Consider the following 21,116-nt stretch of genomic DNA (forward strand, 5'->3'; position numbering starts at 1 on the left):
TAAACGACTAGCATTTCTTTTGCGCTAATTCCTTCCGACATCGAGAATACTTAATTCGGGAGTAAAGAAAAAACGATTCGGATCCTCAATCTGTATGAGAACCCGAATAGCCTTAATTGTTATTTTCAACTGTAATCCGCTCTAAAACTGGATTACATCCATTTCTTTTTCTTAAACCAGATTCCCATTCCAACTGCCACTACAAGCATGATAAATAGAAGGTAGAAATAACTATATCGGTAATTCAGCTCCGGCATATTGGAAAAGTTCATACCGTAAATACCAGCTAAGAAAGTTAGAGGAATAAATATGGTAGATACCAAGGTCAGCAACTTCATTATTTTATTCAGCTGATTATCCTGCATGGATTGATAGGAATCATTAATGGCATTTAAATTATCTCTTAAAAAATCCAACTGATCAATTACAAACATTACATGATCTTCCGTATCTCTGTAATATTTAATATTATCCTTATCAATCAGATCCAATTCCCGGGTAATAATCTGGTCATACACCTCTTTTAAAGGGAGGATACTACGACGTGCTCTAAGCAAAATGCGTCTGTATTCCCTTATCCGGCCGGGAATATCATGTCCCATATTTTGAACTACATAATCATCAAGCGTTTCGAGGGTATCGTTCCCCATTTCAATCAGTTCAAAATAGCAGTCAACAACCAAATCTGCAAGCACAAACATTAAATAATCGGCACCTTTTAATCTAATATTTCGGCCTTGATTCTTAAGTCGTGATATCGCGGAATCAAAAATGGGATCTTCAGAATCGATAAATGAAAGAACAAACTTATCACCCAACACAAAATGAGCAGGAATGGAAGCATAGGATAAGGGACCTTTTTCAGCTTTAACCATCTTAAGAGAGAGAAAACAATAGTTATCCAACACCTCAAACTTGGGTCTCAAAAAGGTGTTTAAAATATCTTCCAATACCAGATTGTGGATATTGAATTGAAGACCTATATTTTCCAAAGCAGGTACATCAACGCCCTTTAAATTGATCCATGTCACAAAATCAGAATCATCTTTATTGAATTTCACCCTTTCCAAATTACTTTTGTATTCTTTAAAGTGGAATTCATCGGCATTAAATCGAATTTCCTGAATGGAAGCTTGACTTAGATTTTGTTGCCCTACATGAACTAAAGAGCCGGGAGGCATTCCTTTTTTAGAGGAATTTTTTTTCATTTTTTTTTGTGGCATGATTTGAACAGCTATGAATAATATTACCTTTAATATAATTATTTTAAATTTAATCAATATTCGTTTTGAAAATGGAAACGCTTGAAATTATTCTAAAAGATCTTGGGCTCGGCTATAAGCTTTTGTTTATAACATGTGTTGCAGTAGCCGGATTTATTGCATCAAAACTGATTCGATTCTTTATGACCCGTGTTCTGAAGAAATCTGCCACCAAGCTAAACGTTGATCCAACCAATTATAATTTTCTAAAGAATGCGGTGAGTTTCTTAATCTTTATCACCGTTGTCATTATAATTTTCTACTCCATCCCTGAACTGAAAAGTGTAGGTATTAGCTTGCTGGCCAGTGCCGGTATTTTTGCTGCTATATTGGGTTTCGCATCACAACAAGCCTTCTCGAATATCATTAGTGGTATTTTTATCGTCATCTTTAAACCCTTTAGAGTAGGCGATTATATTAAGATTGGCGATTTAAACTTTGGGAATGTTGAAGACATCACCCTGCGTCATACGGTGATTCGCAATCCTGAAAACAGACGCGTTATTATCCCCAACTCAGTTATCAGTTCGGAAACCATCTTAAATTCGACAATATCAGATCCTAAAATCTGCTCGTTCCTCGAAATTGGAATCAGTTACTCCTCGTCCATAGATCTGGCAAGCCTCATCATGCAAGAGGAAGCAATGTCGCATCCAAATTTTATGGATAACCGAACCGAAGAAGAAATCAAAGATAACCTACATCCCGTTTGTGTGCGTGTCATTCAGCTTGCAGATTCCAGCGTGGTTCTTAGAGCCTATATTTGGGCGGAGAATTCTGGCAATGCCTTTGTGATGAAATGTGACCTGTTTAAATCAATTAAAGAACGATTTGACAGAGAAGGTGTTGAAATTCCATTCCCACACCGAACAGTCTACGTCAAACAAAACCAATAGCCAATCCCTTTTTGAAACCCAATAAGGCCACCCTTTTAATCATCAAAAAGGGTGGCCATATTGTTTCCAACAAATTCCGATAAGCTTAAATCACATACAAATAAATACTCATATAATGACAAAAACAACCCATCAGCACTAAAACATGAAAACTGGCATGATTGAGCGGAATTCGTTTGATGCTATATAGAATGGCGCCAATAGTGTAAGCCAGACCTCCGGCAAAAAGCCAATACAAACCGCCTTCGGCAAGATTTCCGACAAGAGGCTTATATATGAAAACGACCATCCACCCCATAAATAGATACATCAGGGTTGAGACCAAAGAAAATCGCCCCGTAAAAAAAAGCTTGATACTAATGCCCAGTAAAGCAAACAGCCAAACGGCTGCAAAAGCAATGAGTCCTGTTCTCTCAGGTAAAGTCACCAAACAAAAGGGCGTATAAGTTCCCGCAATCAGAACATAAATAGAAGCATGGTCGAAAATTCTCAAACGCGCTCTTTTTATGGGATCTGTCGCCCGATGATAAAAAGTAGATGCGGCAAAAAGAATCATCATACTCAGTCCAAAAATTGCGAAGCTAAGCAGATGCTGCGTTTCACCATATAAATAAGCGGATCTGATTAAGGCAACACAACCGATACATGAAACTAAAAAACCGAAAGCATGCGAATAGATGTTTATCTTTTCTTCGAGTGGGGAGTAGGTTTTATTCGAGGGCTTTTGCATCATATAAATATAGTTTAGACTTGAATCTTTAATGACTAAAGTTAAACAATAAGCTCATATTCAAAAATTTCTTTAGCATTCAAAAAGAGGATCATCTTAACGGATGATCCTCTTTTTTTATTCGCTCTAAATGAGAGCATCTAAATAAACTCCTGTCTACTCATTTCTAATATCGTTTGAACCTGTCCTGAAATCCCGACTATCTCAGAGGGAAATTCCATATCGAATGCAGCTGTCCCAACAGTAAATGCTGAAGCTCCGGTCGTTTTAACCACCCCTATTCTCTCCTGACTATCGATACTGCCCGCGACAATAACAGGCTTCGTTGAGCTTTTGCAAACCTCCTGAATCAATAAAGGAATATCTTTACCTGTAAATCGGTAAGCCAGCAAATCCAATCCATCTACACCATCAATAGCTGTAATCGCTGCAGCATGCGCTGCAATTTCGGGAATCGTTCCAGTCAGAATACTTGGATGATCTTCGATCTTTCCTACAAAAGGATAATATTTTAAGGGGTGATCTTTAACCAAAGGAGCAATGAGTTCCGGTCGGGTTCCTCCCAATAAGTAGTCAACATTCAGATCCATGGCAACCTTAGCTGATCTCTTTTCGCTCTCGGCATCCAAACTCACTACCTCCAGATAAACCTGAACGCCTTCCTTTCTCAGATCCCCTGCAAGACTCTTTAATTCATCAATGGGCAAACCAATATCCTTGAAACCAATATGCTTTGCTCCTGCAGCTGCAATCTCCTTCACATAACCTCTTGCATCAGATACGGTCTGATCATCCTTTGTCAACATAAATATAAAATCGATACTCATCTTTCTTCTTAGTCGTTTGTTGTTTTGTGTTTGAAAAACAAAAGTAGCATTTTATTAAATGCTACTTCATTTATTTTTCATACCGCGAATATATCCACATCTGCACAGACGCGAATCATTACAGCTCAAATAACACCACCCCGTCAAAAATCGCGAATAATCAGGATACACCCTATCTGTGGGTGGAGGAATTTATATTACTGAACTGACAATTTATTATTCTCTAAAAATTGTTTGTAAATACCAATAAGCTTATCTGCCTGAGCGTAGATATTAAATTCCTTTTCCACCCCTTTTCGCGCATTAGCGGATAGTTCTTGTAATTGGTCATCCGCAACTAAAAGATCTTTCAAAGCTAAGGCTAGTGTTTCCGGACTGTTGTTTTCATAAATGACACCGCCCCCTGATTTTCCAACAATTTCGGGAAAGGCACCCAAGCTAGGTTGTACAACGGGTACACCCGAAGCCATACTCTCCAGCAAATACAAACCAAAGGCCTCCCCGTTTCGCACAGGAACGGAAATTAATCTGACCTTTGAGAAGAATTCATGCCTGCCTGCTCCATCAAAATCGTCATGAAACACCACCTGTTCTGTTAAATCTGCCTGCTTTAATTTTTGTCGGACTTGTTTGATTAGAGCTTTGTCCTCACCTGTTGATCCACCGGTTAAAATCAGTTTCACATCGTCGAAAGCCGGATCTTTTTTTAGTTGAATAAAGGCTTCCACTATAATGTCGAAACCATTGGCTTCACACATTCGGGAGATATATCCAATGTTGCGTTCTTTCTGATCAACAGCAATATATTTATATTCTTCCGGATCAATACCTAAATGGTTAGTGAACAGCTTCTCTTTGGAAATGTTCATTTTTTCAAGGGAAACACTTGCATAAAAATCGCTGACCGCAACAAAAGCATCTACATATTCAGCCTTAGTGCTCATTAGCGCCCAAATTTTATTCCGAAAGGAGTCTTTCATGGCATCAACCCAAACATCCTCGTCTTGCAAGGAACAGATGAGAATGGACTTCGGAAATGCTTGTTTCAGTTTTGGCGCTAAGCCCAACAAAAGAGCATTCGACAAATGAATAACATCGGGATTTAAATATTCCGACATCCATCTGACCATCCGGTTCAATTCTTCTTTTTGCTTGCCTTCCTCGCCCATCAACATGGAAACGGTCATTTCTTCCAATCCTTTGGCATTGGTCGATCCGGCCATACGTGCAGCCAACTTCAACATGGGACCCGAGTTCAATAGTCGATCAACCCAGGCAGGAGCATGTCTGAAAACAGGATACAATTGCTTTAGGTAAATACTAATAGCTCCATAAAAAACAGGAATCTCATTAAGGTCGTGTTCATCGGAAAACAAAGGCAGGTACATGGGCAATTTGGTCACCTGGTGCCCCTGCTTTTTCATGGCGAGATGAAACTTATCGTCGCGTAAACAGTTACCACAATAAAAACTCCCCCCAGAACCGGGTATGATTTGTAATATATTCATAGGTGTGCTTTGTATTGAACACACAAGATAAGAAAAAGCAGAATGAAGTTAATGCTTCATTTCAAATGTGGGAAATAAATAAGAGGATGATCATGACTGATCATCCTCTTCTATATTTTTAAGATGCTTTTATTTATTTCCAGCGGGTCTCTCTCCACTCCTTCTGCTCTTCGGTCGTTAGGAAGGTCCAGGCCACAATACGGCTGGTTTTGTTCCCCTGTCCCATAGGGATAACTTCCACTTTCTCTGCTCCCATTGCTTTTAGTGTTTTATCAACTAATTTTAAATTCGATTGTTTGGAAACAAGGCTTGAGAACCAAAAGCAGCTCTTACCAAACTTCTTACTCTCCGAAATCATGGTCTTCAGGAAACGACCTTCTCCGCCTTCGCACCACAACTCGTTGTTTTGTCCTCCAAAGTTCAACTTTACAGCCTGCACTTTCTTGCCACTCAAATTCGTCACCTTACGTTTTGATGCCGTATGTGCATCTTCGGCCGAAGCGTGGAATGGCGGATTACAAACCGTCATATCCACACGCTCTTCACGAGTGAATACGCCATAGAAATAATCCTTAGAGCTGGGCTGCAGGCGGCATTCAACATGCCCTTTTAGTGAAGGATTCAATTCGATGATCTTATTCGCAGAAGCAATGGCAATAGGATCGATATCGGTACCGATAAAAGACCAGCCATATTCTATACGCCCCACAATGGGATAAATACAATTGGCTCCCACCCCGATATCCATGCATGTAATTTTGTCTCCTTCAGGCATCACACCGTAATTGCTGCTACACAACAAATCGGCAATATGGTGGATATAATCCGCTCTACCCGGAATAGGCGGACATAAATAGTTTTCAGGAATATCCCAATCACTCAAGCCATAATAATGCATTAACAAAGCCTTATTCAGTATTTTAACTGCCTTAGGATCGGCAAAGTCGATGGATTGATCGTCGTACTTATTCAGCACAACAAAGGATTCTAAATCGGGACAGGTCTCAATTAGTTCTTTGAAATTGTAACGCTCACGATTCTTATTGCGAGGGTGTAATCTTGATTTTATTTTGGCGTGTTCTTTCTTATCCGGAAGCATAGCTCTTATAATCTGTATGTGAATAATCTATACCGAATCGTTTATAATAAACAATCAGTAATCTGCAAAAATACGACTATTTTAAGGATAATGCTCACAAAGCTGCCATTCGATTTCTATGATTTGGGCGAATACACTAATAAAACCTCCATGTAATCCTGAGGAATCATCCAATGATCGGTATGGGGCGATATTTTACAGACGGAGCCTTTTTTCACTTGTTCGCGTTTATCTCCATTTACAATGATGCCTTCCCCATCGGTGATGTAGCATATTTCCCATAGGGGATGCTTATGTCCTCTTCCTTCTTTATGAAACACGAGAACTTCTGATACAATTTGACCGTCTTTTTCAAGAAGGATCTCCATGGTTCCAAATGATGTTTTTCTCTTCATCCTTATAACTTATTACGTATTCATCTCCCATTCATCTTTCAAAAGGGCATAGATCACATCATCAAACCACTCACCATCAATCAGGATACTCTGCTTGAAATGCGCCTCTTTCCGAAAGCCCAAAGCTTCGACCATTTTAATTGAGCTGGCATTGCGGGGATCGATGGAACAGATGATTCGTCGTTTATTCAAATCCCGAAACAGGTAACGGATGATTGCGTTTAAAGCCTCACTGGCAAAGCCTTTCCCGTGCTGATTTTTAGCCAAAGTGCAGCCAATCTCAACCTGGTACTTATCCTCATCGAAAAAGTGAATGCCTAAATCACCAATCAATTCACCATCCTCTTTCTTAATAATACCAAACTGAAACCAGGAATTGTACTGATCGATATCTGGGGCAATTTTCGCTATAAACAAACGAGCATCATCAAGCGTCTTGGGAATCCATCCCTGATATTGATTGGTAATGGCATCCGATCGATACTTAAATACCGCCTCAGTATCATCAGCATTAAGTCCTCTTAAAACCAGACGCTCTGTATTGATTCTTATGCTTTCTTCCATTTCAAATATTTTCAATTTTAATCTCTCATAACCCCTTATGCATAACTTAAATTCTAAGATCGCATCAGCTTCTAAAGCTCTAAAATAACAAAATAAGCAGCAATCTTACTCCCTTAACTGGAATCATATTTTTTTCAGAAAAAAACACACAAAATAATTCTCCCAAATTTAACCAATGGCATTTGACCTATTATTTTGTATATTTATAAGAAGCTAAACAGCTGATATTTCGCAAACTCGTTTCACATTTAATTAATTCGGCAAAATGAAAAAACAGGACTCAGACCGTTTTACCCGACGAAATTTAATTAAATATACAGGCCTTCTGGGGGTCGGTTCAATACTTGGCGTTAAATTTCTTTCATGTACATCTCCATCTCACCCCGAAGGAAAAAAGATTAAAGTGATGACCCCTGACGGGAAACTTATGGAGGTTAATGAGGCCCATTTATCCATGGCGCACCCCCATCCTGCATCTGTTGAAGAATCCAGAAAAGGGATTCCAGGTAGGAAATTTGTCATGGTGGTTGATTTAGCCAAATGCAAAAATGCCAGAGAGTGTATCAAAGCCTGCGAACATCATCACAATTTAACCCCGGACCGACCTTTTATTAAAGTTCTGAAAATTCAGGATAATCCCAGATCGGCACCTTACTGGATGCCAAAAAAATGTTTCCAATGCGACAACCCACCTTGTGTTAAAGTCTGTCCCGTGGGCGCAACCTTTAAACGATCAGATAATATTGTTCTTATCGATAATGAAAGATGCATTGGTTGCCGATTTTGTATGGCAGCCTGCCCTTATTCCGCTCGTGTGTTTAATTGGGGAAAACCCAAGCAAAGTAAAGAGGTGTTGAACCTGGAATATTCTCCCGAGGCAAGTACACCAAGTAAAATTGGAACGGTCGAAAAATGCGACTTTTGCCCGGATATGATTCGAGGGAAGAAACTTCCTCATTGTATCACAGCTTGTCCCAATGGGGTGCTGTATTTTGGTGATGCCAATGAGGATACGGTTACCAATGGTGAAGAAACCGTTCGCTTAAGCAAGCTCCTTCGTGAAAAGGCAGGATACAGATATCTGGAGGATTTGGGTACCGAACCCAATGTATACTACCTGCCTCCGGTTGACCGCCTATTCCCATTTAAAGACACTGAAGCTTAATATCTGAAAACAAAGCAATATGAAGAAGCATAATGATCAAGTGATTGACAAGCTCTTAAATTCTGTAGGCCGACACAATCCTGTTTATAAAATATGGATTGCAGTTCTTTTAGTCATCATCTCTATAGGATGTTTTGCCTATTACCGACAACTCAGACTGGGACTTGTGGTAACGTCCATGAGGGATTACACATCATGGGGCATATACATTTCTAATTTTGTCTTTTTTGTAGCCGTCAGTCTGATTGGCTCTCTGGTTAGTTCTATTTTAAAATTGGCAAAAGTAAAATGGTCATACCCATTAACCCGAATATCAGAAATCATTGCGGTAGCTGCCATCATCTGTGCAGCCGTTATCATCATTGTTGATATGGGACGTCCCGATCGTTTTTTTAATGTTATCTTATACGGAAGAATACAATCTCCTATTATATGGGATGTTCTGGTTATTATGACCTATTTGGTTATTAGCGTTTTACTATTGTATCTGCCCATGCTTCCCGATATTGCACTTTGTCGGGACCGCTTAAAACACGTTGCCCAATGGAAACAAAAAATGTACAAATTTCTAGCTCTCAATTGGCAAAATAAACCCGGACAACTAAACCGTTTAAAAAAAACCTCTACAATTCTCGAAATCATGGTGATTCCAGTGGCATTTGCCATCCACACCATCACATCATGGTTGTTTGCCACAACCTGGCGCCCGGGCTGGGACAGTACCAACTTAGGCCCCTATTTTGTCTCCGGAGCCTTTATGCTGGGAGGGGCCGTTATTATTATTGCCATGTTCTTTATCCGTAAAACATTCAAGCTTGAAGATTTTATCACCAATGAGCACTTCGATAAAATGGGTAAAATCCTGGTCTTGTTATCTCTGGTTTATTTGTATTTCAATATCAATGAATATCTGGGACCGGCCTTTAAAATGGTTGGCGTTGAAGGGGAACATATTACTGAACTTTTCAGTGGTGATTATGCTGCCATGTATTGGCTCGTTCAGATTCCGGGTCTAATGCTTCCCATACTGTTTTTAGTATTTAAGCGCGGACGAAAACCATTTAATATCATGATCATCTCATTCTTCATCCTTATGGGAGCCTGGTTTAAACGATTTCTTATTGTTATCCCTTCACTTCAACACCCTTACTTACCCATTCAGGATGTGGATGAATCGTATTTGCATTATTATCCCAGCTGGGAAGAATGGGCTATCACCTTGGCTTCATTTGCCGGCGTTCTGCTTATTATCACCCTTCTGCTCAAACTATTCCCGATCATCCCCATTCAGGAGTATATCCATCATCAAAATAAAGTAGAAGACCAATCGAATGAAATATGAAAAACTCAATCGCCATAATGCTCCAATACAATCTGATCAGTAAGCTCATTATATTGATTATAATGCTAAGTAGCCTAACGGTTTTCTCTCAGAAAAAACCCGCTGAAATCCATTATAAATTTTTGGATGACCAAGCTGACAAGCGAGTCGCTATTCAGGTTTTCCAACAAGGGGATTCAGTACTTAAACCTGTTGAAGAGCTGGATGTCTCGCTCTATGTTGAGCGTCTGTTTAGTTATTTACCTGTGGGTGATCGATTCAACACAACTGATGAAAAGGGTTATGTTGAGATTCACATGCCATCGGATCTTCCTGGTGATTCAAAAGGAATTCTCAAACTTATAATAAAGATTGAAGATGCCGAAACCATTCGGGATACCCTTATACACACCGAAGTTAAATGGGGCATACCTGTTATTTACGATGTGAGCGAGGAAAAAAGATCGCTTTGGGCCGCAAGGGCCAATGCCCCTCTGAGTCTACTCCTACTGGTTAACTCATTGTTGTTGGCCGTATGGGGCATTATTATTTATATCTGTTACGAAATGTATCTAATTAAAAAGGAATAATCATTAATAAACAAAAATTATGAACACTAAGAATTTAGTTATCGTACTAATTGGAGTCTCAACTTTGTTTTTAATGGCTTTTATTAAACCATTTTCAACAAATGAGAGCTGGGAAGTTCCCTCAAAGTATAAGAAAATGAAGAACCCTTTTGCAGAAGACAAAGATTCTGGCAGAGTCGGTCAAACACTCTACGTGGTCCACTGCAAATCCTGCCATGGGAAAACGGGTATAGGAAACGGGACGAAAAGTAAATCGTTGAAAACACCCATGCCGGATTTCACAAAAAAAGAATTTCAAGATCAAACGGATGGAGAACTCTATTACAAAACCGTTTTTGGTCGGGATGAAATGCCTTCGTATGAAAAGAAAATCAGAGATGATGAAGACCGTTGGTTGTTGATCAACTACTTAAGGAAATTAAAGAATTAAAACCAACATCAAAATCCAGCAATAAGCCTTAATCTTATTGCTGGTTTTTTTTTAGCTTCCTGTTATCAGGCAAAATCACAACTCAAATTACTTTCAAAAAAAATAGCCCCAACCAAAAGCTGAGGCTAGTGACACAGATGGATTTCAAACAACAAAACCCGGTTTTGTGAAAAACAAATTACTTAAACCTAAAATTATTCCGTACTAGAAAGTATATTTAAAATGTAGCTGAAAGCGAGTACTTCCGACTTCACTTGAATCATTAACTGTGCCATCCACCTGAGTTGTTCCATAAGCTGCAGATGTATATAAAATTTGTGTTCCAATCATGAAATGACCTGAGTACACCTCTACACGAGGTCCGAATTGATACACATAGTCGATATCTGAACCACGGCTATACAGCCCCACAAAACCATCGGCATCTGTTGCCAGATTATCATCTGCACCCAAATTCTTTGTGTAACCCGCAAACAAACCATAACGCACATTTCCTGTAGTGGTGTATACATCCGACCAAACAGAACTGGTCTTTATATTGGTGTATTCGTAATCGCCATTCGCTTTCACATTCTTGACGCCATATCCCCCAATCATTACGAAGTTGTACATATTCTGTCCGTAAATGGTTTGCAAATTCCAGGCAATTTTATCTGTTTTTAAAGACATCCAGGCATTCATTTGATAGCTTGACAAGAGTTCATCTGTTTTTACTCCCATTGCGTTTACAAGCATGGGCTTCAAAAACTTATAGCCTGCTGTTGCTCCCAAACTAAATCCCTCTGCTAAATCGTACTTAACTTGAGCTGAAATTTCAGGAATACTGGCTTGTTGTGCATACTTTACATTAGCACCTTCGGGGCCCGTGCTCTTAAAATCCATCTCTGATAAAACAGCCAACATCGCATAGCCTTTGTTACTTAGCTTTCGAGTGTATCGAAACTGAGGGGCTCTTCCCAAAACATTGAAAGGTAAACCACCTCCCCAATGCAAAACATGAGGATAACATGAGGTTACAAACATGGGATGCCAATATTTTCCAACCAATAGCTCATCTTTCTCCCAATTTAATTTCACAAAGGCATGTCGTAAACGAAACAAACCAATTTTATCATTCGATGTTCCGACAAAATCTCCCTGTATGCACGCAGACCCTTTTGCTCCGAAAGCTTCGAAACCCGAAATACCAACATTCAATCGGGAATGGATGCTGGTCATATACAACTGTGACCGATCATTTAGATCTGTCCCATTAATGTCTGCCGACTTGGAGGCGGGATACAATAAAACATCACCCTCACGAGAATTGACTGTTTTTCTTGTGTCCAATATGGCTTCAGCCGACACAAAACCGCTTAATTTTACTTTTATCTCTTCTTTCTTTTGCGCTAAGCCTAAAATTGGAACCAGAGCAAAAAATAGCAACACAATTTTTTTCATGATCATCTTTCATTTAAAACACTTCAGTTTATATAATAAACATCCATCAGTGTTTGGGGTTTTAAATTATAAGGGTTAAATACAGGTTTCTAAATGCACATAAAAACAGACCCTATTCTGTCTTTTTAAAGCTATGTCTAATAAAAATTTTCAGATAAAATATCGGGTCTGTCTTATATGCATTATCACGACTACTTGAAGCGGGACATCGTCCCAAAGACGTTCTTAAACTATTTCTTCAGCAAAACATTGTGCTTGAGTCACCCGATCAACCAAATAGATAATTGACTGATACGGAACACCGCCATTATGACTCAAGCCAATTTCACAAGTTCTGCTGTTGGAATATCCGGCAACAACCTTTCCCTCGTTTAATACGGGACGTAACTTGCGAAGAGCATATTGATTAATCTCCGGAAAATTGAAGCCTCTGTCTCCGGCAAAACCACAACAACCGACTTCGCCAGGCATCACCACTTGCTGAGCACAGGCTTCGGCAACAGCTCTTAATTGGGGCGTTAATCCCATTTTTGTTGTCGTGCAGGTTGCATGAATGGCAACCACCTCGTTCACTTTTGTAAAGGTCAATCGATCCATTAAAAACTCATAAATGAATTCAACCGGTTCGTAGAGCTTTAATTTAGCATCCATCACACGACGCATGCGATACAAACAAGGAGATGTATCACAAAGAATGGGGTATTTTCCACCCTCAGATGCTTTGTTCAGAGCGGCCTCAAGTTCAGAAGATTTTTGATCAGCCTGTTTATTGAAGCCTTTACTCTCCCAGGGTGTACCACAACATAAAGAGCTCATCTTCTCAGGAAAAATCACCTCAAAACCCGCTTTCTCCAACAAATTTTGTGTTACAATATGCAAGGGTTGTTTGTAAGGATCCCCCTTTGCAGGTCCCATGGTTTGAGCAATACAAGAAGGGAAATACACCACTTTTAAGGGGTTTTCTTTATTCACCGGATGCGGTTTAGGCGCATTAGCCCCCTTAGGCATTGCCGGCGTCCAGAGTGGAATCGTCTTACCACTCAGGGTTCTGAACCCGCCAGCCACAGCTCCCAATAGAGTCGACCCCATGACAGTATGGACACCATTCACAAATTTCAAACTACCGCGAATGACGGGTCCCAATTTATGGAAATTGTCAGCCACCCACTGACTCTGTTTTTGTGGTCGATCTCCGGCCACATTTAATGATCTCAGATATTTGATGTACTTACCTGTATCGATACCAACGGGACATGAAGTAGCACATAAACCATCACCGGCACAGGTTTGTTCACCTAAATAAACAAAGCCTTTTCTCAATGCTTCCAAGCGCTCAGCATCTTCACCTGTCATTTCCAATCGCCTGATTTCGCGTTGCACCACAGTACGCTGACGAGCTGAAAGTGAATAACCCGCCGTTAAACAATTCACCTCACAAAAACCACATTCAATACAGGTATCCACAATTTCATGAACGGGTGCTAATGTCTTAAAATTCTTAATGTAACAATCAGGATCATCGTTAATAATCACACCCGGGTTTAATAATTTTTTGGGATCGAAAAGTTGTTTGATCTCTTTCATCAATTGATAAGCCTCTTCTCCCCATTCGTGTTTGACAAAGGGTGCCATATTTCGTCCTGTGCCATGCTCAGCCTTCAACGAACCGTCATATTTATCAACAACCAGATGATCAACCTCAGCCATAAACCTTTTATATTGTTCGAGCTCTTCAGGTTTATCAAAATTCTGATTGAATATAAAATGAAAGTTCCCTTCCAGAGCATGCCCGTAAATCACACCATCCTTATAACCGTGTTTTGCAATCAGATCCTGCAAGTCTGAAGTGGCTTGTGGTAAATCTTTCAGGTGAAAAGCAACATCTTCGATAATACATGTGGTCCCTTTTTCGCGTAAACCGCCAACGGCCGGGAATACCCCTTTTCGGATATTCCAATATTTTGAGTATTCTTCAACTTTATCGGTAAATTCAATAGGACGAACGGTTTCGAAACCCTTTAAAAGCGATTTAATTTCTTTGATATTCGCATAGAGTTCCCCTTTAGAACTAGCCAAAGTCTCAACAAGAATCGCTGTTACGCCATCCGGAAAATCTTTAATAAATGGAGGAATACCATCTGCATTTTCAACCGATCGCAAAGCGACTCTATCAAGCATCTCAGCTCCGTGCACAGGTCCAAGATTCATACTCAATACCGATTCACATGCGCTTACGATATCATGAAAATAAATCATGGCACTGGCTTTGAATTTTGGATTGACAACCGTCTTCATAGTCAACTCAGACATAAAAGCCAAGGTCCCTTCTGAGCCTACCATCAAATTCACAATGATCTGAAACGGATCCGTATAGTCAATAAAAGGATTGATACTCAAGCCTGTGGTATTCTTAATGCTGTACTTGTAACGAATCCGGTCAGCCAAGGTCTGATTGGCACGCACCCGATCGCGCATCTCTTCAATCTTATGAATAAAAGAAGCATGCGTTTTCATAAAATTCTTTTTGCTTTCATAACTGCCCGTGTCAAGAACGGTTCCGTCAGCAAAAATCAACCGAGCTGAAAGAATTGTTTTGTACGAATTCTCGTGTGTCCCACAATTCATACCCGAAGCATTGTTCATCACAATTCCCCCAATCATGGCGGAATTGATGGAGGCCGGATCGGGCCCTAACTTACGACCATAAGGAGCCAGAATCTGATTCACCCGTGCCCCGACAATACCGGGTTGCATTCGAATGTGTTCTCCATCTTTAAACACCTCATAATCTTCCCAGTTTTTACCGGCAACAATGAGTATAGAGTCGGTAATTGCCTGCCCAGCCAAACTCGTTCCTGCAGCCCTAAACGTTACAGGCAATTCATACTTATTGGCTAAGAGCAAGGCCTTTTGAACTTCAGATTCATTCTTAGCCCGTACAATAATCTGAGGAATTAAGCGATAAAAACCGGCATCGGTTCCGTAAGCTAAATTTCTAATTTCATCGGTATATAAACGCGAAGCCTCAATCGTTGTTTTTATTTCATCGTAAAACTTCTTATAATTTCCTTTCAACATTTTTTTATGTTTTAGTATGATCCCAATCTTAGATTAAGCTTAAATTTAGCTCATCGACAAACTGATATATTCAATTTCTATAGCCCGTATAAGCTTACAATGGCATTGGGTCAACGCCCAAACTGATCAAAACCACTATAATTAACATGATGAGAAGATAATAGATGAAGGCAGGAATTGCATTCCGACGTATAATACTTCCCTCGGCTCCGACACAACCCACAGTAGCACAAACAGCAACCACATTATTAATACAGATCATGTTTCCAAGTGCAGCACCACTGGTTTGTGCCGCTACAATTAAAACCTCCGGAATCTGAAGAATAGAAGCTGTTTCGAATTGCAAGGATGCAAACAGTAAGTTGGATACAGTTGCAGAACCCGACATAAAAGAACCCAAAACACCAACGATGGGCGAAATCACCGGGTAAGCGGCTCCAGCCAAATCAGCAATCGAATTTGCCATAACCGTCAACATACTCTCCAGTCCAGCACCATTGGTTCCCGACTTCAACATCAACTGAACCATGGCAACTCCGGCAAGCAAAGCAATTGCAGCACCATTGATTTGTTTAAATGTGGTTTTCCACGAATCAACCACCTCTTTGGTCTTCATACGGTAGATTACATTCGTAATTAAGGCAACCAAAATAAAAGGGATCGTACCAGGCAGATAGGCCCATTTCAGCACATAATTAAGCCCTTCAATCCCCAATACATTCGATAAGCTAAGGGTTTGTGAAGCCAACAAACTTTTTAATCCCAGGGATGGAATTCGTGTCACAACCAAAATGATGGCAATCATTGCATAGGGCAACCAGGCTTTTAAAAGACTCATCTTAGTTTGGCTTGGCTCCTGAATAGTTTCGTTGGACATCCATGAAGACTCCCATTCTGATTTGGCAGGGAAATCCCATTTCTTTTTAGGCACGAGAAAGCCTCTTTTAGCGGCAAAAATAACAATACCTAAACCGATGAATCCTCCTAAAAGGGAAGGTAAATCAGGACCTAAAGTTGCAGCAATCAAAACGTAAGGAATAACAAAAGCTAAACCTGCAAACAAAGCAAATGGCGCCGCCGCTAAAGCGGGTTTGATTGATTTATCCTTTCCGAAGAATCGTGTCAGAATCATCAAGCCCAACAGAGGAATAAAAATCCCTACCATAGCATTGGGTATGGCAATCCACTTGGTCAGCATCAACTTAAATCCTTCAACGTTTGCGCCAACACCCGCAAGATTCTGCTCTAAGGTCACCATGGCTCCTCCGCTGATGGGTGTCCCCACAGCACCAAATGGAACTGGCACCGAATTGTAGATTAAAGCCACCATAGCAGCAGCCAAAGGAGGAAAACCCAAACCAACTAAAAGAGGGCCTGCCAAAGCTGCCGGCGTTCCAAATCCCGCGGCACCTTCGATAAAGGCTCCAAACATAAAGCCAATGATAATGGCCTGAATACGCCTATCTGTGGTTATGCCATTGAAGCCATTATTGATGGCTGCCATCGCTCCCGATATCTTCATGGTATTCAAAATCAGGATTGCCCCGAATATGATAATAAGGATATCAAAGGCCTTTAAAAATCCGAAGACAGAATATCCTAAAATATGGTGCAAATCTATTTTCCAAACACCAAAAGCGATCGTTATTGCAAGTAATAAGGCTAAGGGTAATGCTTTTTTTGCCCCCCAGTTAAAGCCAACCATCAGAATGATGGTCAATAAAATAGGGGAAAATGCTAATAATGCGTTCATAAATTATGATTTAGGTATGGGTTAGTTACTACAGGCTTTATTCATAGCCATTTGATTTGATTGATGATCCTTATCTACAGTTTGATCATCATCCTCCTGAAGGTATTTGAGTTTAAACATGGGGTTCATAATGCCATCCAAGGCAACAAGTTTGCGTCTCAAATTCAATAGGTTTTCATTCGTTTCAATCTTATTTACATTAAATTCCATAGGGCAATTTTTTTTGTTTGTAATTATTCGACAACGACCAGATGATTTTCGATAAATTCGGTAAGGTGCATCACCTTTACTGCTTTCTTTTGGTGCATAAGACCACCATTTATCTGCATGACACAACCCGGGCAATCGGTTACAAGAATCTCAGCGTTGGTCGCTTCGATATTTTCAATTTTCTTGTTCAGAATTCCATTCGAAATACTGGAGAAATCCAAAGAGTAGGTTCCGCCAAACCCGCAACACACATTACTGTCGGTAAGGGGAATAAATTGTTTGCCAAGTACCGATGAAAGAAAAGCTTCGGCAGAATAGCTCAGAGATCTGGAATCGTGACAAGGAGTATGATAAGTCACCCTTTTGTTTCCGAGCACCTTGAATTGTATCCCCTGATCTTCCAAAAACTTCCCTACAGGTGTCACCATCTGTCCCAATTGAGAAGCCTTTTTATAACGATCAGGATCAGCTTTTGTAAAATCCAAAAACTCATGTTTAATCGCTCCGCCACATGTTGGACAAAGAACCAGCAAGGCTTCGTAGTCACCAGCATCATTAAGCTTATCAAGGGTATTAAAAATCATTGTTTTGGCATTGTCAGGATCCCCCGAGGCTATTGCAGGAATACCACAACAGGCTGCCGTTTTAGGAATATCAACCTGAATACCACTTTTCTGAAGCAACTTAACCATTGCCAATCCCATTTCAGGATAAAAATATTCGATGGCACAGCCGGGATAAAAGAAGACTTTACGTTTTGATGAAAACTGATCGTGACCGTCCTTAAAGAAACGTTTGCTAAAGGTTTTGGAAGCCAATGCAGGAAATTTCCTAAAATCCATTTCCTTAGGCAACATAGGAACTGTTTTGATTATTTTTTCCTGATTTAACTTGTTGGTTGAGGTTAAAGGAAACTGGAAATTAGCACCCAGGCTTAAAAGCGATTTCATTCGCTTAGGTTTTGCAACCACCGATTTAAACACCTTCTTTTTTACAGGATTGATACCATACTTCTTACCGACAACCAGTTTCAGATCTGAGATCAAAGTTTGAAGATCGATACCTGATGGACAATTGAAAGAACAAGCCCGGCAACCAATACACATTTTAAGAATGTCTTTGGCAGCCTCATCGCCCTGATAAAGTGCTGTCAGAATCAAGCCAATAGAACCGATATAGCGGTCGCCATAAACATGTCCCCCAACCATTTCGTAGGCAGGACAAATATTGGCGCAACTGCCACAACGAATACATTTTAATGCTTCTTTAAATTTTGGATGTTCCAAAAAGGCCAATCGACCGTTATCAAGAAACACATAATGCGTTTCTTTAATTCCATCCGCATTTTTATGTGATGGCGTTCTTCCCTTAATCCAGGTTGTATAAGAGGTAATAATCTGTCCGGTTGCACTTTTAGGCAGAACACGAACAATATCCAGGGCCTGTCCGAAATCATCGCAAAGCTTTTCGTAACCGACCAAAACAATATGCACAGGAGGCACTGTAGATGACAAGCGTGCATTGCCTTCATTGGTAACCAAACCAATGGTTCCTGTGCTGGCAACAGCAACATTAGCACCTGTCATGCCAATCCCCGCTTTAAAATAGTATTCCCGAAGGAATCGGCGCGCGATTTCAACCATGGCTTTTATATCGTCAGGATCAACTTCTTCCCCAGTATAATCTGAAAAGATCTTAGCAACCTGCTGACGCGTTTTATGAATGGCAGGCATCACCATATGGGATGGATGCTCACTGGCAATTTGCAAAATCCATTCACCTAAATCGGTTTCAATAGGACTCAAGCCTTCTTTTTCCAAGTACTGGTTCAATTGAATCTCCTCAGAGGTCATGGATTTACTCTTCACCATATATTTGGCTCCATGAGACTTCATCACATCGGCAATATATCTGCAGGCATCATCACCGGTTTTTGCCTGAAAGACTTTGCACCCATGCTTCTCAACGTTTTCTTTAAACTGATTGAATTGTTGCATGACTTTATTTAAATCACGATCCTTTAAATCATGAACTCTGGTTCGTAAGGCTTCAAAATCCAATCCTTTATAGGCATTCTCTTTTGATGCCTTATAGGCTGTAGCAAATCCCTTAAGATTTTGATACAAAACTTTATCGTTTAATTTTTCGTCTATTTTTGTATGTATTGTCATGGCTTCGGCTTATAAATCGTTCAAAATAATCACTGTCATTTCCTTGGGACCGTGTACCCCAACAGTCAATACCCTCTCGATATCTGCTGTTCGGCTGGCTCCTGTAATAAAAGCGACATAGCCACCACTCCCTGATGTCCTTTCTTCGAGAAAATCGGTCACATCATGCATACTTTCCACCAGCTTGCTTAAAGGGAGAATCACATCCAATTTTTCAGCCAGACAGCTTGCCAATCTTAAATTCTCGTTGCAACTATCAATAACAACCGAGCCTGTTTCACCAATCGCATAATCTGCCTCGATTAATGCTCTTCCGATACCCGCTTCACCCGTTTGCTTATCAAGAGATAAATTCAGGCTGGGCATATGGATATATTCATAATCTTCCCTTTTAAAATCATTCTGGAAATCTAGCGTTTTCACCAAACGGTTTTCATTCCCAACAAGAGTCGATTTTTCCAAAAACTGTTCTAGTAATTTCATAACTTTCATATAGTATTCGGGGTTAGTTTTTTTGTTTTGATGTGACTTCCCTAACCAAGAGGAGTGCCAAAAAACCACTTCAATTGTTATATAGAATCTTTCTAAGACTTTTAATACTGTATGACAGCACTTTAGGCAACGGAAAGGTTTTCAGAAATGTCCATTTCAATCGTTTTCGCTACTGTTCCATTCTGAACACTAACAAAATACGCACTGTGCCATTCTGAACAGTTGGCTAATTTTGAACAGGAAATAGGTGGGGTTTAAAACCTCAGAAGAGAACTTAAAATCATTAACCCGAAATCGACAAATAAGGGTTCTCTCTATTAAAAATGGAAATCGAAATGGAATCATCTGAGTATCCACAATCAATTTGCAGAATAAAAAAAACCTCTCTATAGAGAGGTTTTTTGAAACACATCCTTGTTTAAAACCCTTAAAGATCTTCAATGATATAAACGATGGTTTGAAGCTTATTTGAAGAGAAACACAGTTCATTATTATAGGATGTGGCAGTATGGCTGGCAATACCCCGAAACAGTTCTACGGCTGGCCTTCCATTCACAAGTTCGTGTTCTGTCATAGAATAAAGAATTTTACTGGACGGAAGAATGATATGCAAGGATTCAGCCAGAAGCAAGTTTATTAAAACATCGGAATCTTCTGTATCGACAAGCAATTTCCCGGAATCAGCAATACCAAAATCAGCCTCCAGGATCGCATTCTTAGAATCCCCTCTGTTTAAAGATGCTTTATTGAGCTCAAAACTTTTTAACCGAATAAATTCAAACTCAACATTGGGTTTGCTTGCCGCTTCAAGAAACAAGTTACGATCAACTTTTAAGGAATCATGGCCTAAGCTTTTTGAGTTTAGCAGAAATAAATCCAAAAGACTTCCATTTTGATTACCGCAAACATTTTTTTTCAATTGTGTATTCGTACTGACATCCATATCCGTTAAATTTAAGTAAGACTTCGCTTATGAGGAGGCAAAAGAAATGCCAAAGATCTAATTGAAAGCTCTAATGAACATAGCAAATCACTACAGTCTAATTACCTGACACTTACAAAACATGGAGCTGTCGTAAAGTAGAAAATCCCAATGTTCAATTCTGCACAGCCCAACAAATCCCCTTTCGAAAATGAACAGGTGTTCCAAATTGCACACAATAAAAGCCAACCCCACATGTACTT

General features: G+C 39.9%; 19 protein-coding genes. 5 read left to right on the forward strand and 14 right to left on the reverse strand.

The features are described from left to right. Positions 1–152 precede the first annotated feature (152 nt). Positions 153–1,208 carry a magnesium/cobalt transporter CorA gene (gene corA / locus EV201_RS04405; protein ID WP_165389579.1) on the reverse strand — a complete coding sequence of 352 codons (1,056 nt, stop codon included), beginning with the start codon at positions 1,206–1,208 and terminating at the stop codon, positions 153–155. An 86-nt stretch (positions 1,209–1,294) separates the two neighbouring features. Between corA and EV201_RS04410 the strand changes: the two genes are divergently transcribed. Continuing rightward, positions 1,295–2,158 (forward strand): mechanosensitive ion channel family protein, encoded by an 864-nt coding sequence (locus tag EV201_RS04410; protein WP_130306179.1) that lies wholly within the window; start codon positions 1,295–1,297, stop codon positions 2,156–2,158. Positions 2,159–2,243: 85 nt separating this feature from the next. Here the strand turns inward: EV201_RS04410 and trhA are convergent, their stop codons facing one another. From trhA to EV201_RS04440, 6 genes are all read right to left on the reverse strand, one after another. Beyond that, a complete protein-coding gene (gene trhA, locus EV201_RS04415) occupies positions 2,244–2,891 on the reverse strand; it encodes a PAQR family membrane homeostasis protein TrhA (RefSeq protein WP_207224377.1) in 648 nt (215 codons plus the stop codon). A gap of 137 nt (positions 2,892–3,028) precedes the next feature. Further along, entirely contained in the window at positions 3,029–3,694 is a 666-nt protein-coding gene (locus tag EV201_RS04420; protein ID WP_207224378.1) for a hypothetical protein, read from the reverse strand. A 218-nt stretch (positions 3,695–3,912) separates the two neighbouring features. Then, on the reverse strand, positions 3,913–5,223 hold the full coding sequence (locus tag EV201_RS04425) for a glycosyltransferase family 4 protein (RefSeq protein ID WP_130306181.1): 1,311 nt from the start codon (positions 5,221–5,223) through the stop codon (positions 3,913–3,915). A gap of 133 nt (positions 5,224–5,356) precedes the next feature. Continuing rightward, positions 5,357–6,322: a 23S rRNA (adenine(1618)-N(6))-methyltransferase RlmF gene (gene rlmF / locus EV201_RS04430; protein WP_130306182.1), complete on the reverse strand. Its 966-nt coding sequence runs from the start codon at positions 6,320–6,322 to the stop codon at positions 5,357–5,359. Between the two features lie 116 nt (positions 6,323–6,438). Then, entirely contained in the window at positions 6,439–6,717 is a 279-nt protein-coding gene (locus tag EV201_RS04435) for a cupin domain-containing protein (RefSeq protein WP_130306183.1), read from the reverse strand. Between the two features lie 12 nt (positions 6,718–6,729). Then, complete coding sequence (locus EV201_RS04440) at positions 6,730–7,281, reverse strand: GNAT family N-acetyltransferase (RefSeq protein WP_130306184.1); 552 nt, start codon at positions 7,279–7,281, stop codon at positions 6,730–6,732. A gap of 265 nt (positions 7,282–7,546) precedes the next feature. Here EV201_RS04440 and EV201_RS04445 point away from each other — a divergent pair, with 265 nt between their 5' ends. From EV201_RS04445 to EV201_RS04460, 4 genes are read left to right on the forward strand one after another with little or no spacing between them, the layout of a single operon-like run. Further along, entirely contained in the window at positions 7,547–8,446 is a 900-nt protein-coding gene (locus EV201_RS04445) for a 4Fe-4S dicluster domain-containing protein (RefSeq protein ID WP_130306185.1), read from the forward strand. Positions 8,447–8,465: 19 nt separating this feature from the next. After that, a complete protein-coding gene (gene nrfD, locus EV201_RS04450; RefSeq protein ID WP_130306186.1) occupies positions 8,466–9,788 on the forward strand; it encodes an NrfD/PsrC family molybdoenzyme membrane anchor subunit in 1,323 nt (440 codons plus the stop codon). Continuing rightward, positions 9,785–10,357, forward strand: coding sequence for a hypothetical protein (locus EV201_RS04455; protein WP_130306187.1), 573 nt, complete (start codon positions 9,785–9,787; stop codon positions 10,355–10,357). The genes nrfD and EV201_RS04455 overlap by 4 nt, the downstream gene beginning before the upstream one ends. Positions 10,358–10,376: 19 nt before the next feature. Beyond that, positions 10,377–10,787, forward strand: a complete 411-nt coding sequence (locus EV201_RS04460; protein WP_130306188.1) for a c-type cytochrome — start codon at positions 10,377–10,379, stop codon at positions 10,785–10,787. Positions 10,788–10,991: 204 nt separating this feature from the next. Here the strand turns inward: EV201_RS04460 and EV201_RS04465 are convergent, their stop codons facing one another. From EV201_RS04465 to EV201_RS04495, 7 genes are all read right to left on the reverse strand, one after another. Beyond that, on the reverse strand, positions 10,992–12,227 hold the full coding sequence (locus EV201_RS04465; RefSeq protein WP_130306189.1) for a hypothetical protein: 1,236 nt from the start codon (positions 12,225–12,227) through the stop codon (positions 10,992–10,994). Between the two features lie 225 nt (positions 12,228–12,452). Then, positions 12,453–15,305 carry an FAD-binding and (Fe-S)-binding domain-containing protein gene (locus EV201_RS04470; RefSeq protein ID WP_130306190.1) on the reverse strand — a complete coding sequence of 951 codons (2,853 nt, stop codon included), beginning with the start codon at positions 15,303–15,305 and terminating at the stop codon, positions 12,453–12,455. Between the two features lie 94 nt (positions 15,306–15,399). Further along, a complete protein-coding gene (locus EV201_RS04475) occupies positions 15,400–17,058 on the reverse strand; it encodes an L-lactate permease (protein ID WP_130306191.1) in 1,659 nt (552 codons plus the stop codon). Positions 17,059–17,079: 21 nt separating this feature from the next. Next, the gene (locus tag EV201_RS04480) at positions 17,080–17,268 is read right to left on the reverse strand and encodes a hypothetical protein (protein WP_130306192.1); all 189 of its coding nucleotides are present in this window, start codon (positions 17,266–17,268) and stop codon (positions 17,080–17,082) included. A 23-nt stretch (positions 17,269–17,291) separates the two neighbouring features. Further along, entirely contained in the window at positions 17,292–19,439 is a 2,148-nt protein-coding gene (gene ldhH, locus EV201_RS04485; protein WP_130306193.1) for an L-lactate dehydrogenase (quinone) large subunit LdhH, read from the reverse strand. 9 nt (positions 19,440–19,448) lie between these two features. Continuing rightward, on the reverse strand, positions 19,449–19,922 hold the full coding sequence (locus EV201_RS04490; RefSeq protein ID WP_165389580.1) for a LutC/YkgG family protein: 474 nt from the start codon (positions 19,920–19,922) through the stop codon (positions 19,449–19,451). Between the two features lie 436 nt (positions 19,923–20,358). Continuing rightward, on the reverse strand, positions 20,359–20,874 hold the full coding sequence (locus EV201_RS04495; protein ID WP_130306195.1) for a hypothetical protein: 516 nt from the start codon (positions 20,872–20,874) through the stop codon (positions 20,359–20,361). Positions 20,875–21,116: the final 242 nt, after the last annotated feature.

Origin of the sequence: Ancylomarina subtilis, assembly GCF_004217115.1 — a bacterium.
Taxonomy (GTDB): domain Bacteria; phylum Bacteroidota; class Bacteroidia; order Bacteroidales; family Marinifilaceae; genus Ancylomarina; species Ancylomarina subtilis.